Consider the following 22,818-nt stretch of genomic DNA (forward strand, 5'->3'; position numbering starts at 1 on the left):
TCACACTATAGCCCCAAGACCTATTTCACTGCGATTAAAAGTTCCTGGTACGATCGCACCAAATCGTCTAACTGATAATGAGCATTCAATCCACTAGGATTTGGTAACACCCAAATGATTGCTTTGTGAATCGAGTCGGATTGCTGTCCGATCGTGGCTTTGGGGCGATTGAACGCGATTCGGTAAGCGCTGATTCCCAGGACAGCAAGCACTTTTGGACGGTAATACTCTACTTTTGCGGCGAGTTGTTGATGACCAACAATCAGTTCTTCGGGGGTGAGTTCATCGGCTCGTGCGGTGGCGCGATCGGCGATATTCGTCAGTCCATAGCCAAATTGCAAGAGCGCTCGATCTTCAAAGGGTTTGAGCAATCGTTCTGTGAATCCTGCGAAGTGAAGCGTCTTCCAAAAGCGGTTTCCAGGGCGGGCAAAATGATGTCCGACTGCCACACTATAAAGACTCGGATTGATGCCGCAGAACAAAATAGTTAAATCAGGGGCAAGAATATCAGAGATCATCTTCCCGGTTGCCGCTTGAATATCGTGTTTAGTGGGTTTAATATTCATTTCAGTAATTCTTTATTGACTTGCGTTACGTGCGCCCGATCGCTCTGCCCACTGTTGCAGAGTTTCTATCTGCTGCTGAGAAATCGAAGCGAGTGGAACTGTTTCTTGAATCGATTCTAAAATATCATCGGTTGTGAAATCTTGACGTTTACTAACCTGACCTTTTCCAAATGCTCGGTGCATTCCGTCTATGATCACTTGTTCGATCTCGGCACCGCTAAAGTTTCGCGCTGTCCAGGCTAATTTTTCAACATCAAACTCTCTTAAACGACTGGGGCGCAAGCGTTGCAGATAGATTTTAAAGATTTCTTGCCGCTCTCGATCGTTCGGCAAATTCAAAAAGAAAATCTCATCAAAGCGACCTTTTCGCAATAGCTCGGCGGGGAGAATCTGCACATTATTAGCAGTGGCAACGATAAACACAGGACTGGTTTTTTCCTGCATCCAGGTGATTAATGTCCCAAATACCCGACGACTCGTGCCCGAATCGCCATCGGTGCTGCTGTTAAGGTTGCCAAAGGCTTTATCGAGTTCGTCGATCCACAGCACACAGGGCGCGATCGCATCGGCAATTTGAATCATCTGCCGCATTCGGCTCTCACTCTCGCCCACGATGCCGCCAAATAATCGCCCCGTGTCAAGTCTGAGCAGAGGCAGCCGCCACTCATGGGCGATCGTCTTTGCTGAGAGTGATTTTCCGGTGCCTTGAATGCCTACTAACAGCAGCCCTTTCGGATTAGGAATGCCATATCGCCGTGCCTCTTCAGTGAAGACATCTTGCCGCATTTGCACCCATTGCTTGAGATTTTCTAGCCCGCCCACACTTTTAAGCGATCGCTCTGTGGTGAAAAACTCTAAGATTCCAGTTTGTCGAATGGCTTGTTTTTTTGCGTCTAACACCTCGTCAATGTCCGTTTCATTGACCATTTGTTTAGCGGCGAGTGCCTTGGCTAAAACCCGTTCTATCCGCGATCGACTCAACCCTTGGCAAGCTTTTACGAGCTGTTCGCGGGCGAGCGGGGTGAGGTGCAGCTTATCTGGAATCACGAGTTGAGAGATCAGCGCATCAATCTCAGCCGCATTAGGCAGCGGCGCGTCAAGTACGGTGACAGCTTCGGTCAGTTCGACAGGCAGTTCTAGTGTGTGACTGAGCAACACGATCGTTTTGCGGGTGCGCTTGAGTTCTCGTGATAGGTTTTTGAGTTCGCGCACGATCGGCACGCTGTCTTTGCTGTTAGGCTGCTTAAGCCAGGGGTGTAAGTCTCGCAGCACAAAGATCGCGGCTTCTTGCTCTGAGGCTTTAGCAATGCGCCCTAGTGCCCCCATTACAGTGCCTTTATCAGCGCCATTATCTGACCAACCGCGCACAATATCCCAGAGCAAAATGGCGCGACCGGGCTTAGTCGCCGCAACTTGACGCAAAACGTCTTCGGCTGGCGCTTCTTCAACTGCCACAAGATAAAGAATCGCATAGTGCGCGCGAATCATTAAATCGATCTGTTCGATCAGGTCTTGATAAGGCATCGGGTAAGAAGAAATTGGCATCGGCAGAAACAATAACAGTACTGGTAGGGACACGACATGTCATGTCCTCTAGATAAATGGTTGCGTGGGGCACAGACATGCCGTGTTGAATTAATAGAGACACAACATGTCGTGTCTCTACCGAATTAACCTGACCTTTAATCGAATTTAACCTGTAACATCACACGTTTGTTTATGGTGAGTAGGGGCACACCATGTCGTGCCCTTACTACAGTTTGATGCCATGAAATTAGGGTTTTCGATAGTTTATGTCCTCGTCTGAAATCCCTGAGTTCCAGCAGTCTTCTCAACAACTTTGCATCTTACTGGTCGAAGATGAAATTAGCATTCGTGAAACGATCGTATTGGCATTGACTACAGAAGGCTATCAGGTGACAGTGGCTGAAGATGGACGACAAGCACTCACCCTAATTCGCAGTGCGACGATGAGAGAAGACGGGACGTTCTCGATCGACTTAATCATTCTAGATCTGATGCTTCCTGATGTGAATGGGCTAGATATTTGTCGATCGCTACGACAACAAAACAATCTCACTCCTATTCTAATTTTGAGTGCGCGGGGTAGCGAAATGGATGTAGTCGTTGGGCTAGAAGTCGGTGCAGATGACTATTTAGTCAAGCCGTTTGGTCTGCGAGAACTCATTGCCCGATGTCGAGTCTTGCTACGGCGCAGTCGCCTATCAGCACAGACTACCGATCAGCCTGTGCTTGAATTTGAGGATGTGGTGGTGTATCTAGAAGAATGTCGCGTGACGGTGCGCGGTGAGGCGGTGAGTTTATCGCCCAAAGAGTTTATGCTGCTGGAACTTTTCATGCGTCATCCACGACGAGTGCTTTCTCGTGACCAACTGCTAGAGCGCATCTGGGGAACTGAGTCGATGAGCGATCCAAAAACGGTCGATGTCCATATTCGCTGGCTACGCGAGAAGTTAGAAGTTGATCCCAGCGCTCCTCAATATATTGTGACGGTGCGAGGCTTTGGCTATCGACTTGGTTAACTATAGCAACCCGATTTGAGTTATTCCACATCCTTGCCCACTGCACCCGCAAAGACCTCAAGCATTTCACTCTCCCAGTCAGGCTTGTAGACCTTGCTGGGAGTCAATTTTTCAAAAATACTAACTTTTGGGTTGGTCATTTTTGGGTTGATTTAGCAGGAATTGGAGTAAAGATTGGGGTAAAAATTTTGGAGAAAGTTATAATATCGATAGAACACTTGAACGCTACACGGGAGTGTTCCGAAATGTATTCCATAAAGCAACTTTGTTAACCACCTACGTGAATTGTAGGACGACGATCGGGGTTCTTTTCAGCCAGTCGGAGAACTTCACGCGTCACTACCGGAATGTCGCCTTCACCAAAGAGAATAAACCGCAGCAAATATTGAATCGGATTGCCCTCTGCCCAACCAAAATAAATATGTGGCAACTGATCCGTCTGATTTCGGAGTTCTAACAAAATTGCCGCGATCGCATTGGGAACCGCCGCACTTTTTGTCCGCAGAATCCGGTAGCCATGCACCTCAACGCCACTCACATGCAGGGTGCCACCAAAATCAGACGCATCAGACACCTGAATCTCTAAAAACAGAATCGGATCGGTGGCTGGAATGTGGTTATCTTCGCGCACTTCCTGCTCTTTTAAGAAATATTCCCGTTCGTCTCCTGCGTTTAAGCGATTAGCAATCAGCCGAATCGTGTGATGACTCTCTTCGGCAATAAAGCGTTGGGCAGTTTCATCTAACTCGATGTCCTCAAACCGCAGCTCGGTCGATCGCCAAACTCGCGAAATCAGAGACGTGAGAATGATGGTACCGATAAAAAATCCTGCAATGCGAATCCCTTCAGGTCGTTCAATGATATTGACAACGGTAGTGTATAAAAACACAATCGTAATTGCACCAAACATGATCACGCCTTGCCGCGATCGCCGTTGTCGCGCTGATAAAGTGACTGCAAACGAGGCTGAAGTGATTAACACCAAAACCCCTGTTGCATAAGCTCCACCTTGTGCCTCGACATTGGCTCGAAACAGGATCGTGATCACAAACGCGATCGCCGTATAGACCAACACTAAGGGTCGCGTGGCTCGTGCCCAATCAGGAGCCATGCCATAACGGGGCAAATAGCGCGGCACAATGTTGAGCAATCCCGCCATTGCCGATGCTCCTGCAAACCACAAAATCGCGATCGTACTCAGATCATAAACAGTGCCAAACCCATCGCCTAGAAATTGATGCGCGAGAAAAGCCAGCGCCCGTCCATTCGCTCTACCTCCGCTTTGAAACTCTGCCGCCGGAATGAGCAGCGTGGTCACGAGACTGCTAGTCAGTAGAAAAAAGCTCATAATCAGTGCCGCAACAGTCAGTAACTTGTGCGTGTTTTGAATGCGTCCTCTAGACTGCGCTTCAGTGTCGCTCTGATGCCCTTTGACTAGTGGCATCACTACAACACCCGTTTCAAACCCTGACAAGCCCAGCGCCAGTCGTGGAAACAGCAGCATTGACACCCCAATCATCATCAGTGGGTTTCCATGTTCGGCAAAGAGTGCGGTTTGCCAGTTTGATAGCACGATCGGCTGTTGCAGAATTTGATAAAGACCAACGCTAATCGTGACCAAATTTAACAGCAGGTAGATGCCGACTAAATAAACGGCAAGCCCGATCGCTTCTCGAAATCCTCTTAAAAACACGGTGCCCAACAACGTCACTAGCAGCAGCGTCACGCCGATCTCTTGACCGTGAAGAAAGGCAGGCGTTAAAGGATTTTCAATAATGTGAGCAGTTGCGTCTGCGGCTGAAAGGGTGATAGTGATGATAAAGTCGGTCGCAACAAATCCCAATAGACACAGGACAAAAAACTTGCCCTGCCACCAGGGAAGCAAATGTTCAAGCATCGCGATCGACCCTTCCCCGTGCGGACTTTTTTCAGCAACTCGGCGATAGATCGGCAACGCGCCAAATAGCGTCAGCAATACCAGAATCAGGGTGGCGATCGGAGACAGAGAACCCGCGGCTAAGGCGGCAATTCCTGGCTGATAGCCCAGCGTTGAGAAGTAATCGACTCCCGTTAGACACATTACCTCCCACCAAGAATGTTGGGGTTGCCGTCCTTGTTTGTGGGCGCGATCGTCGTTTAATAACCAACGAGCGAACCGTCTGCGGTGCAGTTTAGTCAGGCGAACGGATCTAGCCATTCAGGCTCCTCCAATAGGGCAATGATCAGCAGGCGTAGAGTTTTGTAAACACTCCTTCTAAGTAATAGACCGATTTATTGACGATCGCGCAACTCCTTTAGGAGGGTTATTAATTAGGACTTACGCAAACCTCGGAGGTTTTAACCAAGAATCAAGCATCGTGACCGACAGAATGGCTTAAACCTCCAAGGTTTTGGTCAAGTATTTTCTGAGAATTTAGCCTGTAGCAGTTTCAATTTTCTCGCGCTTGCTTTATAATCTCCACTTTCCCTACCGAAAATAGGTACTTTTTGCTTGTCTTTTTGGCTGTCTCCCGCTAGGATCTAAATACGAAATTCCGATCAGCGAACTGTAGATTAGGGGAGACAACAGCAATGAGGGTTTGGCAACGGGCTTTAACTGGGTGGAGACAACTGACTCGACACCTGATCAATCAATTTAGGCTCGATTCAATCAAAAGCTTTGCATCGCTCTTTATCATCGGGGCAACCTTGAGCGTGGCGATCGCTGCTTGCTCAAATGGGTCTGGCAATAATTCTACTGCAACCAGTCCTGCGGGTAGCCCAGTTGCCCAAAACCAAAAAGATGTTGAGCTGACTCTGGTGGGATATGCCATTCCCAAAATCGCTTATGATGCGATTATTCCCAAGTTTGTTGAACAGTGGAAAAAAGATCATGGTGGTCAGACGGTCACGTTTAATCAAAGCTATGGCGGGTCTGGCACCCAAACTCGTGCTGTGATTGACGGTCTAGAAGCCGATGTAGTTCACTTAGCGCTGGCTGGCGATACCAACAAACTGGTCAAAGCCGGACTTGTGAATGCTGACTGGGATACCAAAGTGCCCAACAACGGCATCGTCGCTAAAACCGTTGCGGCGATTACCACCCGTGAAGGGAATCCCAAAAATATCAAGAGTTTTAACGATTTAGCTAGAGATGGTGTCAAGTGGGTGACTGCAAACCCCAAGACCTCTGGCGTGGCTCGGTGGAATTTCTTAGCTCTGTGGAATGCTTCGATCAAGTCAGGTGCAGATGAAGCAAAAGCGACGGAGTTTGTTACCCAAGCCTTTAAAAATGTGGCAGTGCTGACCAAAGACGCTCGTGAAGCGACCGATGCTTTTTCTAAGCAGGGTCAGGGCGATGCGCTGATTAACTATGAGAACGAGATTATTCTGGCGAAGAGTAAGGGTGAGAAACTCGAATACACGATTCCTGAGGTGAATATCTCGATCGACACCCCGATCGCGGTTGTGGATAAGAATGTCGATAAACACGGCACACGAGAAGCCGCTGAAGGGTTTGTGAAGTTCCTCTTTACCCCAGAGGCGCAGCAAGAGTTTATCAACTTGGGCTATCGACCCCTTGATGCCGCAGCAGCAGCTCAAAAAGAAAACACGGACAAATTCCCGCCAGTGAAGACACTGAGCACCATCAAAGACTTCGGTGGCTGGACTGATTTCCAGAAGAAGTTTTTTGAAGATGGTGCCATTTTTGATCAAATTGAGGCATCGATTAATAAGTAGCGTGCTGCTTTCTACTTGGATAAGGGCGATCGCAAACCTCGGAGGTTTTGGTCAAAATGCGAAGTCCTGTTGGATAAGGGCGATCGCTTGATTCTACCGCTCTACTTAGGATCGTGGATTACAGCATCTCGGTTACTTGCAACGCTAACGGACACGGCAGTGCCATGTCTCTACTGATCCTCGATCTAGGATGTTACAAAAAACGTCCCTAGATTTCTATTAACATAGATGGCTCATTCTAGATATCACGATGGTTTCTTCTCCCCAAGTTGATGAATTTCAGAAGCCTCCCGCCCGGAAAACGTTTCTGACTAGACTGGCTCAAGTTCCTTGGACATGGCGCGTCACGATCGGCTACCTGAGCGTCATGCTATTTTTGCCGCTGGCCGCGATGTTTCTTAAAGCAAGTACCGAAAGCCCTGCTAATTTTTGGCGGATTGCTACGAGTCCGATCGCGCTTGCAGCTTACGATGTGACGTTTACAACAGCGTTCGTGGCAGCTTTATCTAATGGTCTGTTTGGAACGCTGATCGCTTGGGTTTTAGTTCGTTATGACTTTCCCTTAAAGCGGTTGTTTGATGCGTCGGTCGATTTGCCCTTTGCCCTGCCCACCTCAGTCGCCGGGTTAACACTCGCTACCATCTACAGCGATAACGGCTGGGTTGGCTCTCTGTTTGCTCCCTTGGGCGTTAAAATTGCCTTCACTCGACTGGGCGTTTTCGTTGCAATGACGTTTATCTCACTGCCGTTTGTCGTGAGAACGGTGCAGCCTGTTTTGACAGAAATGGAAAAAGATATCGAAGAAGCCGCCTGGTGTTTGGGAGCTTCAGATTTTCAGACTTTTTGGCGAGTGGTATTGCCGCCATTGTTTCCATCGATTCTAACGGGCATTGCATTAGGGTTTTCTCGCGCGGTTGGAGAATATGGCTCGACTGTGATTATTGCGTCTAACACACCATTCAAAGATCTGATCGCGCCTGTGTTAATCTTTCAAAGATTAGAGCAATATGACTATTCAGGGGCAACCGTGATCGGTGTTGTTTTGCTGATGATCTCACTAGTGATATTGCTAGGAATTAATCTCTTACAAGCATGGGGCAAACGATATGGCTGATCTGGGTCCATCTTTTAATGCGTCTGTTCCCAAAACGGGGAAGAATGCAACCAAACCGCAGCGTAAATGGGTGCCTGCGGTGTTGATTGCGATCGCCGTTCTCTACCTATCTCTGGTGCTCTACATTCCAGCCGCAAACGTGTTTGTGCAGGCCTTTAGCAGAGGAGTTGGCACATTTTTTAAGACGCTTGTCCGTCCCGATTTTCTATTTGCAGCGCGTCTAACGCTATTGATGGCAGCGATCGCGGTGCCGTTGAATGTGGGGTTTGGATTGTGTGCAGCGTTGGCGATCGCGCGTCGTCGGTTTCCAGGTCGAGCCTTTGTTTTGAGCATCATCGATTTACCATTCTCAATTTCGCCAGTCGTAGCGGGCTTGATGATCGTCTTGCTCTATGGGCGACGAGGCTGGTTTGGCAGCGCGCTCGAAGCCAGCAATATCAACATTGTGTTTGCGATTCCGGGCATGGTGTTAGCGACGGTGTTTGTAAGTATGCCGTTTGTCGCGCGTGAAGTGATTCCGGTGTTAGAAGAAATCGGAGCCGATCAAGAAGAAGCGGCAAAAACTCTGGGAGCGAACGATTGGCAAACGTTTTGGCGAGTCACCTTACCCAGCATCAAATGGGGTTTGCTCTATGGCGTGATTCTCACTAACGCTAGAGCAATGGGCGAATTTGGTGCCGTCTCGGTGGTGTCTGGCAATATTGCTAACAAGACTCAAACTTTACCGCTTTTTGTCGAAGAAACCTATAAGCAATATGAAACCGAAGCGGCTTATTCGGCAGCAGTATTGCTGGCGTTGTTAGCAGTGGTGACTCTCGTCTTAAAGGAGATTTTAGAGCGCAAAACTCGCATCAAAGACGCAAATTAACGTCAGTTCGACGAGTTTATTCGCTTCGTTGTTAGTGGCTTCTGCCCCCTAAATCCCCCATTCTGGGGGACTTTGAACCGGAATTTTGGCTTGAAGTCCCCCAAATTGGGGGATTTAGGGGGATTCCCGAATTTACAACCGGAGCAAACCGTTTCTGTCGAACTGACATCAAATTAGACCGCAAATTAATGAGTCGATGTTGAAATTTGGGACGTTTAGAGGGTCAAAATAGGCTTTGAGGCGACGATCGGGTGTTTCCTCTTCATAATCAAGAGTGCTATTCTCTTGAATGCACTTGCCCCAGTCTGTTTAACCCACTTCAGGTTTTGAACATTATGCGCGCACTCCTACTCTATCCCCGGTTTCCTAAAACGATCGAGTCTTATGAAAAGGTTTTGAAGCTGATTAATCGCAAAGCTTCGATGCCGCCGTTAGGGTTAGTGACGGTTGCCGCTATCTTGCCCCAAACCTGGGAATTTAAGCTAGTAGACCATAACGTTCGAGCCGTCACCGAGGCAGAATGGGATTGGGCAGAAGTCGTGATTCTGTCGGCGATGATTGTGCAAAAGCCAGATTTGCTGGCGCTGATTCGAGAAGCTAAACGACGGGGCAAATCGGTTGCCGTTGGTGGACCCTATCCTACGTCGATTCCTCAAGATTCTTTAGAAGCTGGGGCAGACTACCTCGTTTTAGATGAAGGTGAGCTGACGTTGCCTCTGTTTGTCGAAGCGATCGAGCGGGGCGAACCCCAAGGCGTTTTTCGCTCAAATGGTGAACGACCCGACGTAACCCAAACGCCCATTCCCCGCTATGACTTGCTAGAGTTGGATGCTTATAATGCGATGTGCGTTCAATTTTCGCGGGGTTGCCCCTTTCAGTGCGAATTTTGCGACATCATTGTGCTTTACGGACGCAAACCGCGCACCAAAGATCCTCAACAGCTTTTGGCAGAGCTTGAATGTCTCTATCAGTTGGGCTGGCGGCGATCGATTTTTATGGTCGATGACAACTTTATTGGCAACAAGCGCAACGTCAAGCTGATGCTGCAAGAACTCAAAGGCTGGATGGCAGAGCGCCAATATCCCTTTACTTTTCTCACTGAAGCGTCGGTTGATTTAGCGCAAGATGTAGAGTTGATGCACTCAATGGTGGCGTGTAACTTTAAGGCGGTCTTCTTAGGCATCGAAACGCCAGATGCTGAGAGTCTGCAACTCACCAAAAAGTTTCAGAATATGCGGAGTTCTCTTGTCGATGCCGTGCGAACGATTAACGAAACGGGTTTGCGAGTCACCGCAGGGTTCATTATTGGGTTTGACGGCGAGAAGCAGGGCGCGGGCGATCGGATCATTGAGTTTGTTGAGCAAACCGCCATTCCAACCACAACTTTCGGCATTCTTCAGGCACTTCCCGATACAGCGCTGTGGCATCGGTTAAAGAAAGAAGGACGACTGTTAGAGATATTGGGTGACGGCAGCCAAACCATGTTGATGAATTTTATTCCAACCCGCCCCGTTGAGCAGATTGCTCAGGAGTATATTCGAGCATTTTGCACCTTGTATGAGCCGAAGTGTTTTCTCGATCGCGTCTATCGATCGTTCCGACAAATGACCGCACCGCCGCGACTTGCCCCCGATAAGTTTCCGGGCTTAGTCGAGTTAAAGGCGTTGGCTTATGTGGTCTGGCAACAGGGCATTAAGCGCAATACGCGTCTGATGTTTTGGCATCATTTGTTCAGCATTCTCAAGCACAATCCGACCGTTTGGGATCAATATCTAACGGTGTGTGCTTATGCAGAACACTTTATTGAATTTCGCGATCTGGTCAGCCACCAAATGGATGCTCAACTCGCCCAGTTTCAAGTAGAAGAGGCGAGAAGAGATCTTGAGGCAAAGGATCTTGAGAACGCAGTGTTGTCGAAATAGATCTCAACCATCAAGGATTGGGAAGGTTAACAATTTACTTAGAACTGCATTCTCAACAAAGTAAGGGGGCTAATAATTGATGCCAATTCTGGAAGCAACTGCGACTGATCGTTCAATCTGACGGGGCACGGCAGTGCCATGCCCCTACCCTTTTTGTACGGGCATGGCACTGCCGTGCCTTAATGCCGATCTATCGCATTCACAAACCCAATTGGTACGAGTTCAGTAGATATTATGGGCAGCGATAACTTTTGAGCTTCAACCAAAAATTTTAAACCTGCTTGTAAAATTCTGCTGCAACAATTTATCATACCGTCGCGATCGTCCTGGCCATTTCATCAAGCCTCAATGTCAATATTTTCATAGAGATCAATGATTTTGATCTGAGCTTCAAAAGTACTTAGAGACAATGTAATATCCGGATCATCATATTCTGAGAGCAGCCATTGATTAGAAGCAGTTTTAACATAGTGTTCTACTTGATTGTTCCTTCCTCACGCTGTTGGCATCTGTTGAATGATCTCCATTGTTTTAACGCTAACCGTGCAAACCCGATCGAGCAAGTCAACAACCTGTTCTTTGTAGTCAGCAAATTTATAAGTGTTGAAGAGTTTGGCGATCGTCGGATCTTTAGGTTTCTTTTCTTTGTATTGGTCGAGTATCCATTCCAGCGCAGAGCGGTTGCCAAGTTTGTAGTCCCAGACGATCGCCGGAACGTCCATAAGTTGAGTGTTTTCGTCTAAGGTGATCATGTTGCTAGTTTTTTCGGCTTTGAGTTTGGCTTTTGGGTTGTCTTTAGTGGCAATCTCGACTCGTTTTAATCCGTAGGGTGCGATCGTTTCATAATTCAGATGTAGATCCATCAGGGCTTTGCCCCAGGTTACCCATTGGTAGAAGTTGCCATAGAAGGGCAATCGGGGAAATTCACGCTTGAGGTTGAGTTCGTATTTGATACGGTAGGCGGAATGGTGGAGAACGGCATAGGTGTAGTGGAAGATGTCTTGTTTGTTGATGGTGCGATCGTTGTAGTAGGTTTGAAATTGGGTTAAGCCCCAGTCGGTGATGTTGTCGATGCGGTTTCCGTCTTTGTCGTAGCGATAGAGGGGAAGGCATTGAGTACCGCCAGAAGCAGGACTAATACAATTCAGATCAGGGATTAAATCCGTTGCAATCACAGCGAATGGTTTACTTGCGGATTGCCCCATAAAGCCAATTAATTTATTGTTACTCTGTGACTCTGGAAATATTTTTGGGGATTGACCAGGCATCCTGTTAAGATGTTTATCGAAATATAAATACTGCCTTGCGAAAGGTCGATATATCCCTTTTCTAACTTTACTTAAGTCGAAATCAATTTCAATTCTATCCGCAACATATCTATCGAGTTGCCTATCCCATTTAATGTCTAAATTGATCTTTTGATCTTTGACGTATGCTCTATAGACCTGAATTAGATATTCTATTTTTAATATTAGATTCGCCTTAGAGAAAGCATAAATCCACTCGTCTCTACCTGTTTCTAAACCTCTCGAAAAAAGCTGAAAAATTGCCTCTTGCGACTTTCCCGCTTTCACATCCTTGTCAATTAATGACAAAAGACTATCAAAATCGTTATCGGTTAAATTAATCCAGTTCGATTTCTCATCAGGCGTAATATGATCAAAGGGAATTTGTTCAAATCTCGATCGTTCAAACCAGTCGAGTTTTTCTTCCTTCGTTTGCTCATCTTGCAATGTAAAGTAAAAGATTTTTGCCTTCATGCCCATATCCTCTGAATCGAATACGCATCAAACTTTTTGTCAACGCTAATAATCATAAGAGAGTGATTGATTGCCTGTGAGATCAACATTCGATCGAAAGGATCTCGATGACTGGAACTCAAGGGAAGTGAAACATAAGTTATCGCGTCTTCAAATGTGATGGCCAGTTCTCGAATCCTCAAGTTAACCATATCGAGCTTAATGGTTTCCAGTGGAGTCAGAAGTGTCAGCTTTCCAACACTAACCTTGATAGAAATTTCCCAGATTGAAGCAATGCTGACAAACACAGATTCAGTATTTTCTATCTGTTGCTTAATAAGATCTGGTAGCCTAGAGTCGTTGTTGAGAAACCAAAGCAAAGTGTGAGTATCCAGCAGCATGGGCAAAATTACATATAGTCCTTAAGATCTTCAAGCGGCTCATCAAAATCGTCAGCCACGATAATCATGCCTTCCATGCTTCCTGCGACACGATACTTTTTAGGGTCACTTTCTTGCTCCGAAGTTTGTTTCTGCTCCTCTATCAATGAATCAATGTAGTGCAGCACTTTTACTTGTAGAGACTCAGGAAGACTCTCTAGTTTTTCCAAGATGACGGGCTGTATCATCAGTTTTTCTCCTTTTTAACTTTTACTAGAAACATTACAGCGATCCCAGTTTGAATTCCAAATACATTGTTTTTTGTGCCTGAGATCTTTGGGTTATTCCTCACATCCGACTGCGTATCAACAATGTAAACATAATCAAACTCCTTTTCAACACATTTACGAAAGCCATCAAAGGTTTTAGAATCAATAAACGATCGATTGGTAATGAACGCAACCATCCCGTTTTGACCGAGGCGATCGCTTGCCCACCGCAAGAAGCGGGTATACATATCGTAAACAACAATCTGATTTTGAGCCGTACCTTCCTTGATATAGCTCTCTTTGATTGCCTTATCGATGCCTTTATAGAGACGGTTAGAGTTGCGCTGGTTAAAGTTTTCCTGATGGGCGTTGTAGGGCGGATTGCCGATAATGACAGAAATGGTGCGATCGTTCTGCTGCTGAATTCGCGCCGTGTTTTGCACACTCATCGCAAACAAATCAAACTGCTTTCCTTCAAACCCGCAATGATCCAGCGTATCCACCAAACAAATATTCTTAAACTCCTCGTATTTCCCCATCTTTTGCTGATAAGTAAATTCAATATTCAAATTAGCAATGTAATAGGGCAAAATCGCCACTTCATTGCAGTGAATTTCGTTTTTATATTTATGCTCCAGCTTATCCGCAGGCAGATATTCGATCAGTTCTGTCACAAAGGTTCCTGTGCCCGTGCAAGGGTCAAGAATCTCTACTCCTGGATCAGACAACAACTTGCCGAAGTGTTTATGCACCAGATAATCGGCGCTTTCAATCATAAAGCGAACAATTTCATTGGGTGTGTAAACAATGCCCAAGCGATCGGCCGCTTTAGGGTTATACGCCTTGTAGAAATTCTCGTAGATTGCCTTGAGAAACTTTTGCTTTTCGTGGTGGTTAGCAATATTCTCAGACTTACGACGAATCACCGCATAGTAGTGTTCAATGCTCTTAAGCGTGTTTCGACGAGTCTTTCCGGTGAAAAACGTGCTGATAATTTCCGACAGTTCCCGCGCAATATTGTTCTCCCGGTACAACTGCGACTCATGAAAAATATTAGTAAAAATATCCTCCGTCAGAATGTGCTGAATCAACATCTCATGAATGTCGAAAACCTCGATTTCAGGGTTGATCGACTGGCGACAAACTTCTAGAAACGCATTGCGGCGTTCTCTAAATTCGGTATTCCCTATCTCTTGCTGATTGATGATGTCCCGCAGCGCTTCGAGAATATTGGGAATGTCTTCTTTGAACCGGGTGATAGCAGCGCGAAAGTCCCGCACTTCCGGGCGATCGTAGCTCACAAACGTGCTGATCAACCCATTCAGCGCCTCTGCATCTCCCATCGAGACGCGCAACTGCTCTCGACTGTGCTGAATTAACACCGCAGTCTGCGAGTCTTCAAACAAAATGTTTTCGTCAGGGTAGCCCTTCTCAAACTTCTTCTCGATTTCTTGATCGAGATTGTCATTGTCATATTGGTCTTTGCTTTCCCACCAGCCATGCTCCAAGCGAATGGCATCCTTGACTGTGCCATCAGGGAAAACCGTTGTGTTGAACTTGGTCTTAAAGTCGAGTCCGGGGATCAGCAGATAATTACGTGGCTTGCAATAGTCATTCAGCAAACGCTCAAAGGCATTGCGAATGCTGGTTTCTTTTTTAGAACCCCCATAGCGGATAATTTTTTCGACTTCCGCATGATACTGCGTCACTAGCAATCTCGACATCTCGCGACTCCCGAATCATGAAGCTTGGGTAAATTGAGGGCTAATGCTCAGTGTTCCCACTTACCTTGATTCTGACTCACAGATTGCTATCCCGGCTCACCAAACTTGAAAATGGAGTTTCTGTGTAACGCGATGTGTGAATAAGAACCCTCACCCCAAACCCCTCTCCCGCAGGAGAGGAACTTTACCATCGATCTCTGGTTCCCTCTCCTTTGCGAGCGGGCTAGGGTGAAGTCTACGATCGTACCCTTTCTAACGGCATCCGTTGATCGGTTTCTTGATCCTCTAAAAAGTGATCTTCAAACTCGTAAGTGTGGGACATGGTGGGCGTAGCTGCCCCACGAGCTTTGCGATCGTACCATTGGCGATAGCGCAGCGAGAGCAGATCGGGTTTGACGGTGCAGTTCCAATCTCCGTAGCCATTTTTATGCCACTCAGTTTGGGCATAGAGAATTGGCAAATCTTCATCGAGAATCTGGTTTGCTTTGCGTCTGAGTTGCCAACTCACCAGCGGGTTCCACGTCAGCCAGTCTCGCGCTTCAAACACAAATAGACGCGTCCGGTTCTCGGTCAACGGCACAAAATAATCACTCGCAATTAATCGCCAACCGGGTTTAGGTTCGATCGCCACTTTCACCAAACAAGGTGGCTCAAATGAGTAGACAAAATCGTTGTAGTCTTCGCCATCAGCATTTTTGACCATCATGGTCAGCCCGTATTCGTAATCGGTCAGAGTAACTTCAAGCGATCGCAGATAATCGCGCTGCTTTTTGCTCGCGATCGATTTGGTGTGCAAAAAGGGGAAGTGAGCAAAATCAAGACCGCCCGCGATCATCAGCTTATGAGGAATTTCTTGTTCTCGCACAATCACCTCATGAACCCATCCTGCTTCTGTCGTGCCCTCTGGCAATCGCAACGGTGGAGCCATTTCTGGAGATCCGGCAAACACCCAAATCACGCCCAGGCGCTCTTCAGTCGGGTAGGCAAAACGACACTTTGCACTCTTGGGTAGCTTGCCATCTTCTAAACAAGGAATCTTTTCACACTCGCCACTCGCTCCAAACTGCCAGCCGTGATAGGCGCACTCTACTTTTCCGTCTTTAACTTTGCCCAACGATAGAGGAACGCCCTGATGGGGACAGGAATCGTGCAAACAAATCGCTTTGCCGTTGTTGTCTCTAAAGATGACAAGTGGCTCTCCGAGCAACAGAGTGCTGTGAGGTTTATCAGCAGAAACTTCAGAAGAGAGAACCAGCGGATACCAATAATTTTTTAGAAATTCCATTGAAAGACCTCAAAAAACGATCGTGGATTTTGAGAATGTTGCAGTTGAGTATCTTGATTGTTCAATCGCAGTTGTGCCTTTAGAGGCGTATTAGCTGCGCCTGCAAATCTTCTTGCACTTTAGACGGCTGAAGAATCGGGGCAATTTCACTCAGACTGGGCGTGACTGTCCAGTCATATTGGCGCAGCAGCGAAACGAGAAAAACCTTCATCTCTAGTTTGGCTAACTCTAAGCCAATGCAGGTATGTGTCCCTCCCCCAAAGCCAACCAGCGAGAAGGGATAGCGTTTATCTTCCTCACGGGGCGGCGCGAAGCGATCGGGGTCAAAGCGATCGGGGTCTCGATAAATCTCTGGCATCCGGTGCGTAATCATCGGCGAAATGTCCACCATCCAACCTGCGGGAATTAGATACCCAGCATATTCAACGTCTTTGACGACGCCACGAGCCATGCCAAACACAGGTGGATAAAGGCGTTCTGCTTCTTTAAGGACGTTCGACATTTGAGTCAATTTGCCCAAGTGAGACAGCGTAAGCGGAGCAGCGCCGACTACCTGATCTAACTCAGTTCGTAAGCGATCGCGCCATTCTGGATGACTGCTCAACTCAAACAGCACCCAACTCAACAACATCGCTGGATTGTCTTGTCCTGCTAACAACAGCATTAATGCTTGATTGGTAACATCGGTGTCACTTAAGTGATTGCCATCTTCATCAGTGGCAACGAGCAGCATACCCAAAACATCTTGACATTCCTGCAAATTATCTTGTTGTCGTCGGGCTGCAATTTTGTTGCTCACAAACCCCAGTAGATTGCGTCGAGCTTGCTGCGATTTTCCGTGTAGCGTTTGCGGAATATCCAGCTTAATTTTGCCGCGCAAGCCGCGCATCATCTGACCAAACCACTGACTGGTTTGCTGTATTTCGGCATCAGTTTCGGTGCCTAAAAACAAGCGACTCGCCACGATCGTTGTAAACTTACCAAACTCATCGATTAAAGGAATGCTACTCTGTTGACCCCAGTCATTTAGCAAATCGTCGGTCACTTGCTGAATGGTGTCGAAATAGTTGGCGATCGCGCGTCCGTGCAGTGCCGGAAACATCAGACGCTTGGTGGCACGGTGTTCTTGCCCGTCTTGCAGAAGGATACCTCGACCGATCAGCGGCTCTAAAAAACGCCATCCCAACCGAGTCGAAAAGTGATCTGCCTGATCGCTCATCACCAAGCGATTAGCTTCGGGCCCCATTAAATAGGCAAATTTGCGTCCGGCAATGCAGCTTTTAAAGATTGGGCCATAGCGCTCAAAGCGTCGCCAATAGAACAATTCATCATCTGCAAATAGCTCTTTAGATTCGCCGACAAAGGGTTTTCCAAAGCTTCCAGGCATGTCGTCTGCTGACTTAAGACGCTGTAGTACTTGGACAGTCATTGAAGTATCTCCCTAAAACTAAAATTGAGGATAAAAACGCCGCTTGGGTTAGCATCAAACGGGCACCGCTTCAATAATGCTGTTGGCAGTCTGCGTTGGAATAATGCGCGTCACTTCGTAGCCTGCGGCAGAGAGCAACGATCGATACTGTGTCTCTGTGCGCTCATAGCCGCCAGGTGTTGTCAGTAGTGATTCGAGATCGACAAACTTACCCACAAAAGGGTCATTTCCTGATGGCATGACCATTTCGACAAGCAACACTTTGCCGCCCTCTGCCATTGCGTTACGGCAGTTTTGCAGAATCTTGATCGCCCGTTGATCATCCCAGTTGTGAATCACAAACATCATGATATAAACATCGCCACCGCTCGGAACCGAGTAGAGACAGTGCCCTTCCATTAATTCGCAGCGATCGCCAATTCCCGATGCTGCAATCACAGGTTTTGCCCCGTCAATCACAAACGGCAAATCATACAACACGCCTCGCATGGTGGAATCCGTCGTAAGCAAAGGAATTAATGTATTTCCATAGCCGCCGAGAACCGCAACGTCAACCGCTTTATGAACGCCAGAAAAATCATAGTTTGCAATCAAAGCTGCCGAAGCTCTGGCAGAAATGCTCGTTTTAGACGGCCCGTGCGTTCGGGCAAAATCAGGGTTTTGCAGACAATAGTCATACAGTTCCATGCCGTGAATTTGATCGAAGGCAGCTTCTCCCGTTTGCACACTTTCGAACAGCCGTCCCCAGACTTTCCAGTGCCAATCTTCGCCCAACACTTTTACCATTGCCCCGATCGCATCCGGCACGTCAGACCGCAAAAACTCCGCCGTCGGGGTCATGTGAAAGCGTCCGTCTTCATCTTCAGAAAAGACTCCGACACTGGCAAGCGATCGTAGTACCCGATAGAGTGAAGGAGCATGAGTTTCGGTAACTTGAGCGAGTTCTTCAGAAGTTTTGGGCGCATCGACTAAGCGATCGGCGATTCCCAAAACGGCGGCAACATAGAAGCATCGAGAAATCCGCAGTCCGCCGATCATTTGCAGCATTGCCACTTGAGGCGGCAAGTGAGGAAGCACCTTAGGGGCATTGGTCGCAATAGTGGGTTGAGTTACAGTCATAGTTAATTCACAAAGAATAGGTTGGGTTGAGCGCACTACACAGGAATAGCTTCAATGACGCTCCAGGGACAGGGAGAATCATAGATTCGAGTGAGTTTAAGACCTGCGCTCAACAACAGCGATCGATACTCCGCTTCCGTTCGCTCTACGCCACCGAATACCGCCAGCATCTCCAAATCCAGAATTTTGCTCAGGCTAGGAGCGTTACCAGAAGGAACAATCAGTTCCACGAGCAGAAGTTTGCTGTCGTGGTTCATCGCACGGCGGCAAGTTTTTAGAATCGCGATCGCACTCGCATCATCCCAATCGTGAATGATCGTTTTGAGTAGATAAGCATCGGCTCCGTCTGGCACTGCTTTAAAGAAGTCCCCTGCCGCTAAGGTCGTGCGTTTCTCAAAGCCGGACAGCAAGTTTTGTTGCTCTGCACTCTCAATCACGGGAGGTAGGTCAAACAAAATGCCGTGGAGGTGATCCCATTGATGGAACAACGCAGAGAGAAAACTACCTTGTCCACCGCCAACATCCACCAAGGTTTTGAAGGCTCCGAAATTGTAGGCAGTTGGTAATGCTTGATTCGTCATGACTGAGGTATTCGTCATCGCATTATCAAAGTGCTGACCTGCCTCAGGGTTCTGAGTTTCAAAGTAGTCGAACACATTGGAAGTGCCAAAGGTTTTCTCTAGAGCCGTTTCGCCTGTCTTAACGCAGTCAAAGAAATTTCCCCACGCCTGCCAATGCCAATCTTCTAAAAACATGATGGCGGCATCATGCACTGAATTGGGATGATCGGATCGCAGAGTTGCCGCGAGAGGAGTCAATTCAAAACGGCCGTTTTCTGTCTCAGTGAAGATGCCTAAACTGGCAAGCGATCGCATCAATCGATATAGGGATGGAGCATGAACGTTCGTGATGGCTGCAAGGTCTTGGCTGGTTTTCGATCCAGTTGCCAGTAAATCTGCAATGCCCAGCTTTGCAACCACATAAATCCCTTGAGAAACGCGGTATCCCGTGAGCAATTGCAGCATCGTTGCTTGGGGAGGAACGAGCTTCGATCGCAGCATTCCGAGCGAATCAGTCAGGCGCGTCATCGTGCGAATGAGGGCTGCGGGCGGCAATTTCGGATTTAGCTTCTGTCGATCTAACTTTACAGGTGACTCTGAAGAACTGGGTTCTGTGAAAGTCATGGCTTTGAGGAATAGAGGGGTGAATGTTAACTAAGCTTGTTTCATGTAGCTCACTTCGTAAAGCGTTGGCTCAGACTCAGCAATTTTTCCGATCGCTGGCATATGTGCCGTCGCTTCTGGAGTATTAAAGATGGCTCTAAAGTCATCGATGCTTCTCCATTGAGCGTAGTTTGTGACTCGCGTTCCATCCAAACTCTTATGGACGTTTGCAGAGATGAATCCTGGCAGTTTGCACATGACTTCTTCAGTTGCGTCAATCAATAAATCAATTAACTGCTGCTGATTCTCAGGCTCGACTTTAAAAATATTAATCAACGTGATCAATTCTTGATCTTGAGCGATTGTCGTTACGATTCGATCGCTAGTAATAGTCGTTGTCATAAATGCTGCTCCAGGTGAAACAATGATCAGATGTTCGCGATTATCAGTCGCAATGTTTCCGTCTTCTGGCTAGTCGTGAACTCATAGTACTAGAGAGACTTGCATGAGGTGTAGAGGATAGGTCTAGTTTGTGTATGACTTTAGACAGAGTATCGAGCAGAACATTAACTCAGTTGATTGCGAAACTGTCGAGTACTAATCGTAACCAACACGATCGCAAACACAACTAGCGCTAATGCGTGCATCCACAGAGCTTCTAACCCCACACCCTTGAGCAAAATGCCCCGCACGATCGCAATATAGTGTCGCATTGGATTGAGTAACGAAAGGGTTTGAAAAAACGGCGGCATACTTTCGACCGGAGCAATTGCACCAGAGGTTTCGACCATCGGCATATTGATAAAAAATGCTGTGAGCAAAACTTGCTGCTGCTGTTGATAAATAGTTCCCAACAAAGCGCCAATGCTAATGGTGACAAACAGATAACAGGCAGACAGCACCATCAGCAACAAAAAGTTGCCCTGAAATGGCACCCTAAACACGACCCGTCCTAAGGTGAGTGCCAGCAACACATCTCCCATTAGCAGAAAAAATAGCGGCACCACCTTCGCCAGCAAAATTTCCCACGATGCAGCCGGAGTCATTAAAAGTTGCTCTAGGGTGCCCACATCTTTTTCTTTGACAACGGCGATCGCAGAGGTGATCGTGCCAATCAACGTCAACACCAAACCCATCACCCCAGGGATAAAAAACCAGCTACTCGTCAACCCAGGATTATAGAGAAATAACACCTGAGCCTGAACGGGAAGCGCTGTCTGGGTCGTTTTAAGGCGACGATTATATTGCAAAACAATTTGCGACAGATAGCTGTTAGCAATGCCTGCCGTGTTGGCATTCACCGCATCAATCAAAATCTGAATTTCAGCATTTCCGGCTGCTAACCTGCGAGGAAACTCTGGCGGAATCACAACTCCTACGGCTAACTTGCCAGTCTCTACCCGATCGCTCAGTTCCGCTTCACTTACCGGAGGAGTCTGAGCCGCAAAAATCCCGTTTTCAGTCAGCGCCGCCACTAACTCTCGACTTTCATAAACATTGGCATAGTCAAGCACCCCCAGCTTAAGATTTTGCACATCTGGGTTGAGAGCAGACCCATACAACAGCAGTTGCACGATCGGAGGAATAATCAACAGAAAGAGCAGTTGTTTGTTCCTTAAAATCTGCCGAATTTCTTTCAGTACCAGTGCAAAAAAAGGCGTATTCAAAAAACGACGCATAACTTAGACCTCCTGCACGAATAAGATTCTCGACGTAAATCACCCTGCGATCTCTCCCCCTAACCCCCGATTCTGGGGGAACCGGAGTTCAAAGTCCCCAAAATTGAGGGATTTAGGGGGCGTTCCCGAATTCATGCAGAAGGTCTATTTCAGTAGGGACATGGTACTGTCGTGTCCGTTAACTAATCAGAGAGCTGCATGCGATCGAGTCCTTTGCGGGCAACATTGAAGAAGAAAAATCCCAGAACAAACAGCATGACCACACTCAGCCAAACGCCTGCCCAGCCCGTGCCCCGCACAAACGCATCACGAGAAATATCAATAAAATAACGAGCCGGAATCACATTGGGTACTAGAGACAACGGAAACGGAATGTTGTTCAGCGGATAGATAAAGCCAGACAACAACAGTGAAGTGACAAACCCGATTAGAGAAACGCCTTGCACGGCTTCTGCCTGACTATCGGCTTTGACCCCCAACATCAAACCAAACAGAATGCTATCTGCCAGAAAGATCAGAGTCCCAAATAGCAACGGTGTGGGATCGCCCGCAAAGCTGAGATGAAACAACAGGGCACCCATGCCGATAATCAAGATCGCTTCACAAATTGCGATCAGCCAATAGGCTAACCCTTTGCCTAGAAGCAGTTCTACGGCACTAATGTTGGAGGTATAAACCTGCAAAATCGTGCCTTTTTCGCGCTCTCGCACCATTGCGATCGCCATCAGCAGCGAGGGAAAAATCCACAACACTACGCCAAAGGTTCCGGGCACGATAAAAAGCGACTCTAATCGACCAGGGTTAAACCAGAGCCGAGTATGGGCAGTGACCGTGCTGGTAGTTGGCAGTAATCGCTGATCTTGCATAAAAAAGTTGGTGACGGATTGAACTCCGGCTTGCACCACTCGCGCATTATTGACATCGGCGGCATCAACCAACACCTGAATCGTCGTCGGAATGCCCGCTCTCACCTGACTGCTAAACTTTGGTGGAATGATCACCGCCGCTTTGGCGATCCCCATATCGATCGCGTCTCGTGCGGGGTTGCTACCCGACCACTGGCGCGGGGTAAATTGATTTGTTCCATAGAGTCGCTCGGTAAAACTGCGGCTGAGATTGCTGTGATCAAAATCCTGAACGATCACAGGAATATCTTTACTTTCTAGCCGAATTGCAAACCCAAAAATTAATAAAGTGATGAATGGTAATAGAAACGCTAGAGCTAACGTTAAGCGATCGCGTCTAAACTGCACTAATTCTTTTTTACACTGAGCGAGAATACGTTTCATGAATAGTTT

19 protein-coding genes are annotated in these 22,818 nt (G+C 47.4%); 5 read left to right on the top strand and 14 right to left on the bottom strand.

What is annotated here, in order from left to right:
* Positions 1-20: 20 nt before the first annotated feature.
* Together mug and C7B65_RS00355 are read right to left on the bottom strand one after the other, a co-directional pair.
* A complete protein-coding gene (gene mug, locus C7B65_RS00350; RefSeq protein ID WP_073068935.1) occupies positions 21-566 on the bottom strand; it encodes a G/U mismatch-specific DNA glycosylase in 546 nt (181 codons plus the stop codon).
* A gap of 12 nt (positions 567-578) precedes the next feature.
* Positions 579-2,111 carry an AAA family ATPase gene (locus C7B65_RS00355; protein ID WP_219898258.1) on the bottom strand — a complete coding sequence of 511 codons (1,533 nt, stop codon included), beginning with the start codon at positions 2,109-2,111 and terminating at the stop codon, positions 579-581.
* 248 nt (positions 2,112-2,359) lie between these two features.
* On the opposite strand from C7B65_RS00355, the gene C7B65_RS00360 reads away from it, so the two are divergent.
* Positions 2,360-3,109, top strand: coding sequence for a response regulator transcription factor (locus tag C7B65_RS00360; protein WP_073068936.1), 750 nt, complete (start codon positions 2,360-2,362; stop codon positions 3,107-3,109).
* Positions 3,110-3,377: 268 nt separating this feature from the next.
* Here C7B65_RS00360 and C7B65_RS00365 read toward each other — a convergent pair whose 3' ends face one another.
* A complete protein-coding gene (locus C7B65_RS00365) occupies positions 3,378-5,306 on the bottom strand; it encodes an APC family permease (RefSeq protein ID WP_073068937.1) in 1,929 nt (642 codons plus the stop codon).
* 374 nt (positions 5,307-5,680) lie between these two features.
* Between C7B65_RS00365 and C7B65_RS00370 the strand changes: the two genes are divergently transcribed.
* The 4 genes from C7B65_RS00370 (at position 5,681) to C7B65_RS00385 (ending at position 10,733) form a co-directional block, all read left to right on the top strand.
* Positions 5,681-6,829, top strand: a complete 1,149-nt coding sequence (locus tag C7B65_RS00370) for a sulfate ABC transporter substrate-binding protein (protein ID WP_073068938.1) — start codon at positions 5,681-5,683, stop codon at positions 6,827-6,829.
* Positions 6,830-7,079: 250 nt separating this feature from the next.
* Entirely contained in the window at positions 7,080-7,943 is an 864-nt protein-coding gene (gene cysT, locus C7B65_RS00375) for a sulfate ABC transporter permease subunit CysT (protein ID WP_073068939.1), read from the top strand.
* Positions 7,936-8,811 carry a sulfate ABC transporter permease subunit CysW gene (gene cysW / locus C7B65_RS00380; RefSeq protein WP_073068940.1) on the top strand — a complete coding sequence of 292 codons (876 nt, stop codon included), beginning with the start codon at positions 7,936-7,938 and terminating at the stop codon, positions 8,809-8,811. The genes cysT and cysW overlap by 8 nt, the downstream gene beginning before the upstream one ends.
* Before the next feature lie 335 nt (positions 8,812-9,146).
* Positions 9,147-10,733, top strand: coding sequence for a B12-binding domain-containing radical SAM protein (locus tag C7B65_RS00385; RefSeq protein WP_073068941.1), 1,587 nt, complete (start codon positions 9,147-9,149; stop codon positions 10,731-10,733).
* 494 nt (positions 10,734-11,227) lie between these two features.
* On the opposite strand, the gene C7B65_RS00390 is transcribed toward C7B65_RS00385, so the two are convergent.
* From C7B65_RS00390 to C7B65_RS00440, 11 genes are all read right to left on the bottom strand, one after another.
* On the bottom strand, positions 11,228-12,499 hold the full coding sequence (locus tag C7B65_RS00390; protein WP_317615771.1) for a type ISP restriction/modification enzyme: 1,272 nt from the start codon (positions 12,497-12,499) through the stop codon (positions 11,228-11,230).
* Complete coding sequence (locus C7B65_RS00395; protein WP_073068943.1) at positions 12,490-12,873, bottom strand: type II toxin-antitoxin system VapC family toxin; 384 nt, start codon at positions 12,871-12,873, stop codon at positions 12,490-12,492. The genes C7B65_RS00390 and C7B65_RS00395 overlap by 10 nt, the downstream gene beginning before the upstream one ends.
* Positions 12,874-12,881: 8 nt before the next feature.
* Positions 12,882-13,100 (bottom strand): type II toxin-antitoxin system VapB family antitoxin, encoded by a 219-nt coding sequence (gene vapB / locus C7B65_RS00400; protein ID WP_073068944.1) that lies wholly within the window; start codon positions 13,098-13,100, stop codon positions 12,882-12,884.
* Entirely contained in the window at positions 13,100-14,845 is a 1,746-nt protein-coding gene (locus C7B65_RS00405; protein WP_083582585.1) for an N-6 DNA methylase, read from the bottom strand. The genes vapB and C7B65_RS00405 overlap by 1 nt, the downstream gene beginning before the upstream one ends.
* A gap of 235 nt (positions 14,846-15,080) precedes the next feature.
* Positions 15,081-16,130 (bottom strand): aromatic ring-hydroxylating dioxygenase subunit alpha, encoded by a 1,050-nt coding sequence (locus C7B65_RS00410; protein WP_073068945.1) that lies wholly within the window; start codon positions 16,128-16,130, stop codon positions 15,081-15,083.
* A gap of 79 nt (positions 16,131-16,209) precedes the next feature.
* Complete coding sequence (locus tag C7B65_RS00415) at positions 16,210-17,559, bottom strand: cytochrome P450 (protein WP_073068946.1); 1,350 nt, start codon at positions 17,557-17,559, stop codon at positions 16,210-16,212.
* 54 nt (positions 17,560-17,613) lie between these two features.
* On the bottom strand, positions 17,614-18,678 hold the full coding sequence (locus C7B65_RS00420; RefSeq protein WP_073068947.1) for a methyltransferase: 1,065 nt from the start codon (positions 18,676-18,678) through the stop codon (positions 17,614-17,616).
* A gap of 35 nt (positions 18,679-18,713) precedes the next feature.
* Positions 18,714-19,862 carry a methyltransferase gene (locus C7B65_RS00425; RefSeq protein WP_083582587.1) on the bottom strand — a complete coding sequence of 383 codons (1,149 nt, stop codon included), beginning with the start codon at positions 19,860-19,862 and terminating at the stop codon, positions 18,714-18,716.
* Positions 19,863-19,892: 30 nt separating this feature from the next.
* The gene (locus tag C7B65_RS00430; RefSeq protein WP_073068948.1) at positions 19,893-20,243 is read right to left on the bottom strand and encodes an antibiotic biosynthesis monooxygenase family protein; all 351 of its coding nucleotides are present in this window, start codon (positions 20,241-20,243) and stop codon (positions 19,893-19,895) included.
* 164 nt (positions 20,244-20,407) lie between these two features.
* Positions 20,408-21,520, bottom strand: coding sequence for an ABC transporter permease (locus C7B65_RS00435; protein WP_073068949.1), 1,113 nt, complete (start codon positions 21,518-21,520; stop codon positions 20,408-20,410).
* Between the two features lie 182 nt (positions 21,521-21,702).
* Positions 21,703-22,809 (bottom strand): ABC transporter permease, encoded by a 1,107-nt coding sequence (locus C7B65_RS00440; protein WP_073068950.1) that lies wholly within the window; start codon positions 22,807-22,809, stop codon positions 21,703-21,705.
* Between the last annotated feature and the right edge of the window lie 9 nt (positions 22,810-22,818).

The organism is Phormidesmis priestleyi ULC007 (genome assembly GCF_003003695.1).
In the GTDB taxonomy this organism is placed as follows: Bacteria; Cyanobacteriota; Cyanobacteriia; order Leptolyngbyales; family Leptolyngbyaceae; genus Phormidesmis_A; species Phormidesmis_A priestleyi_A.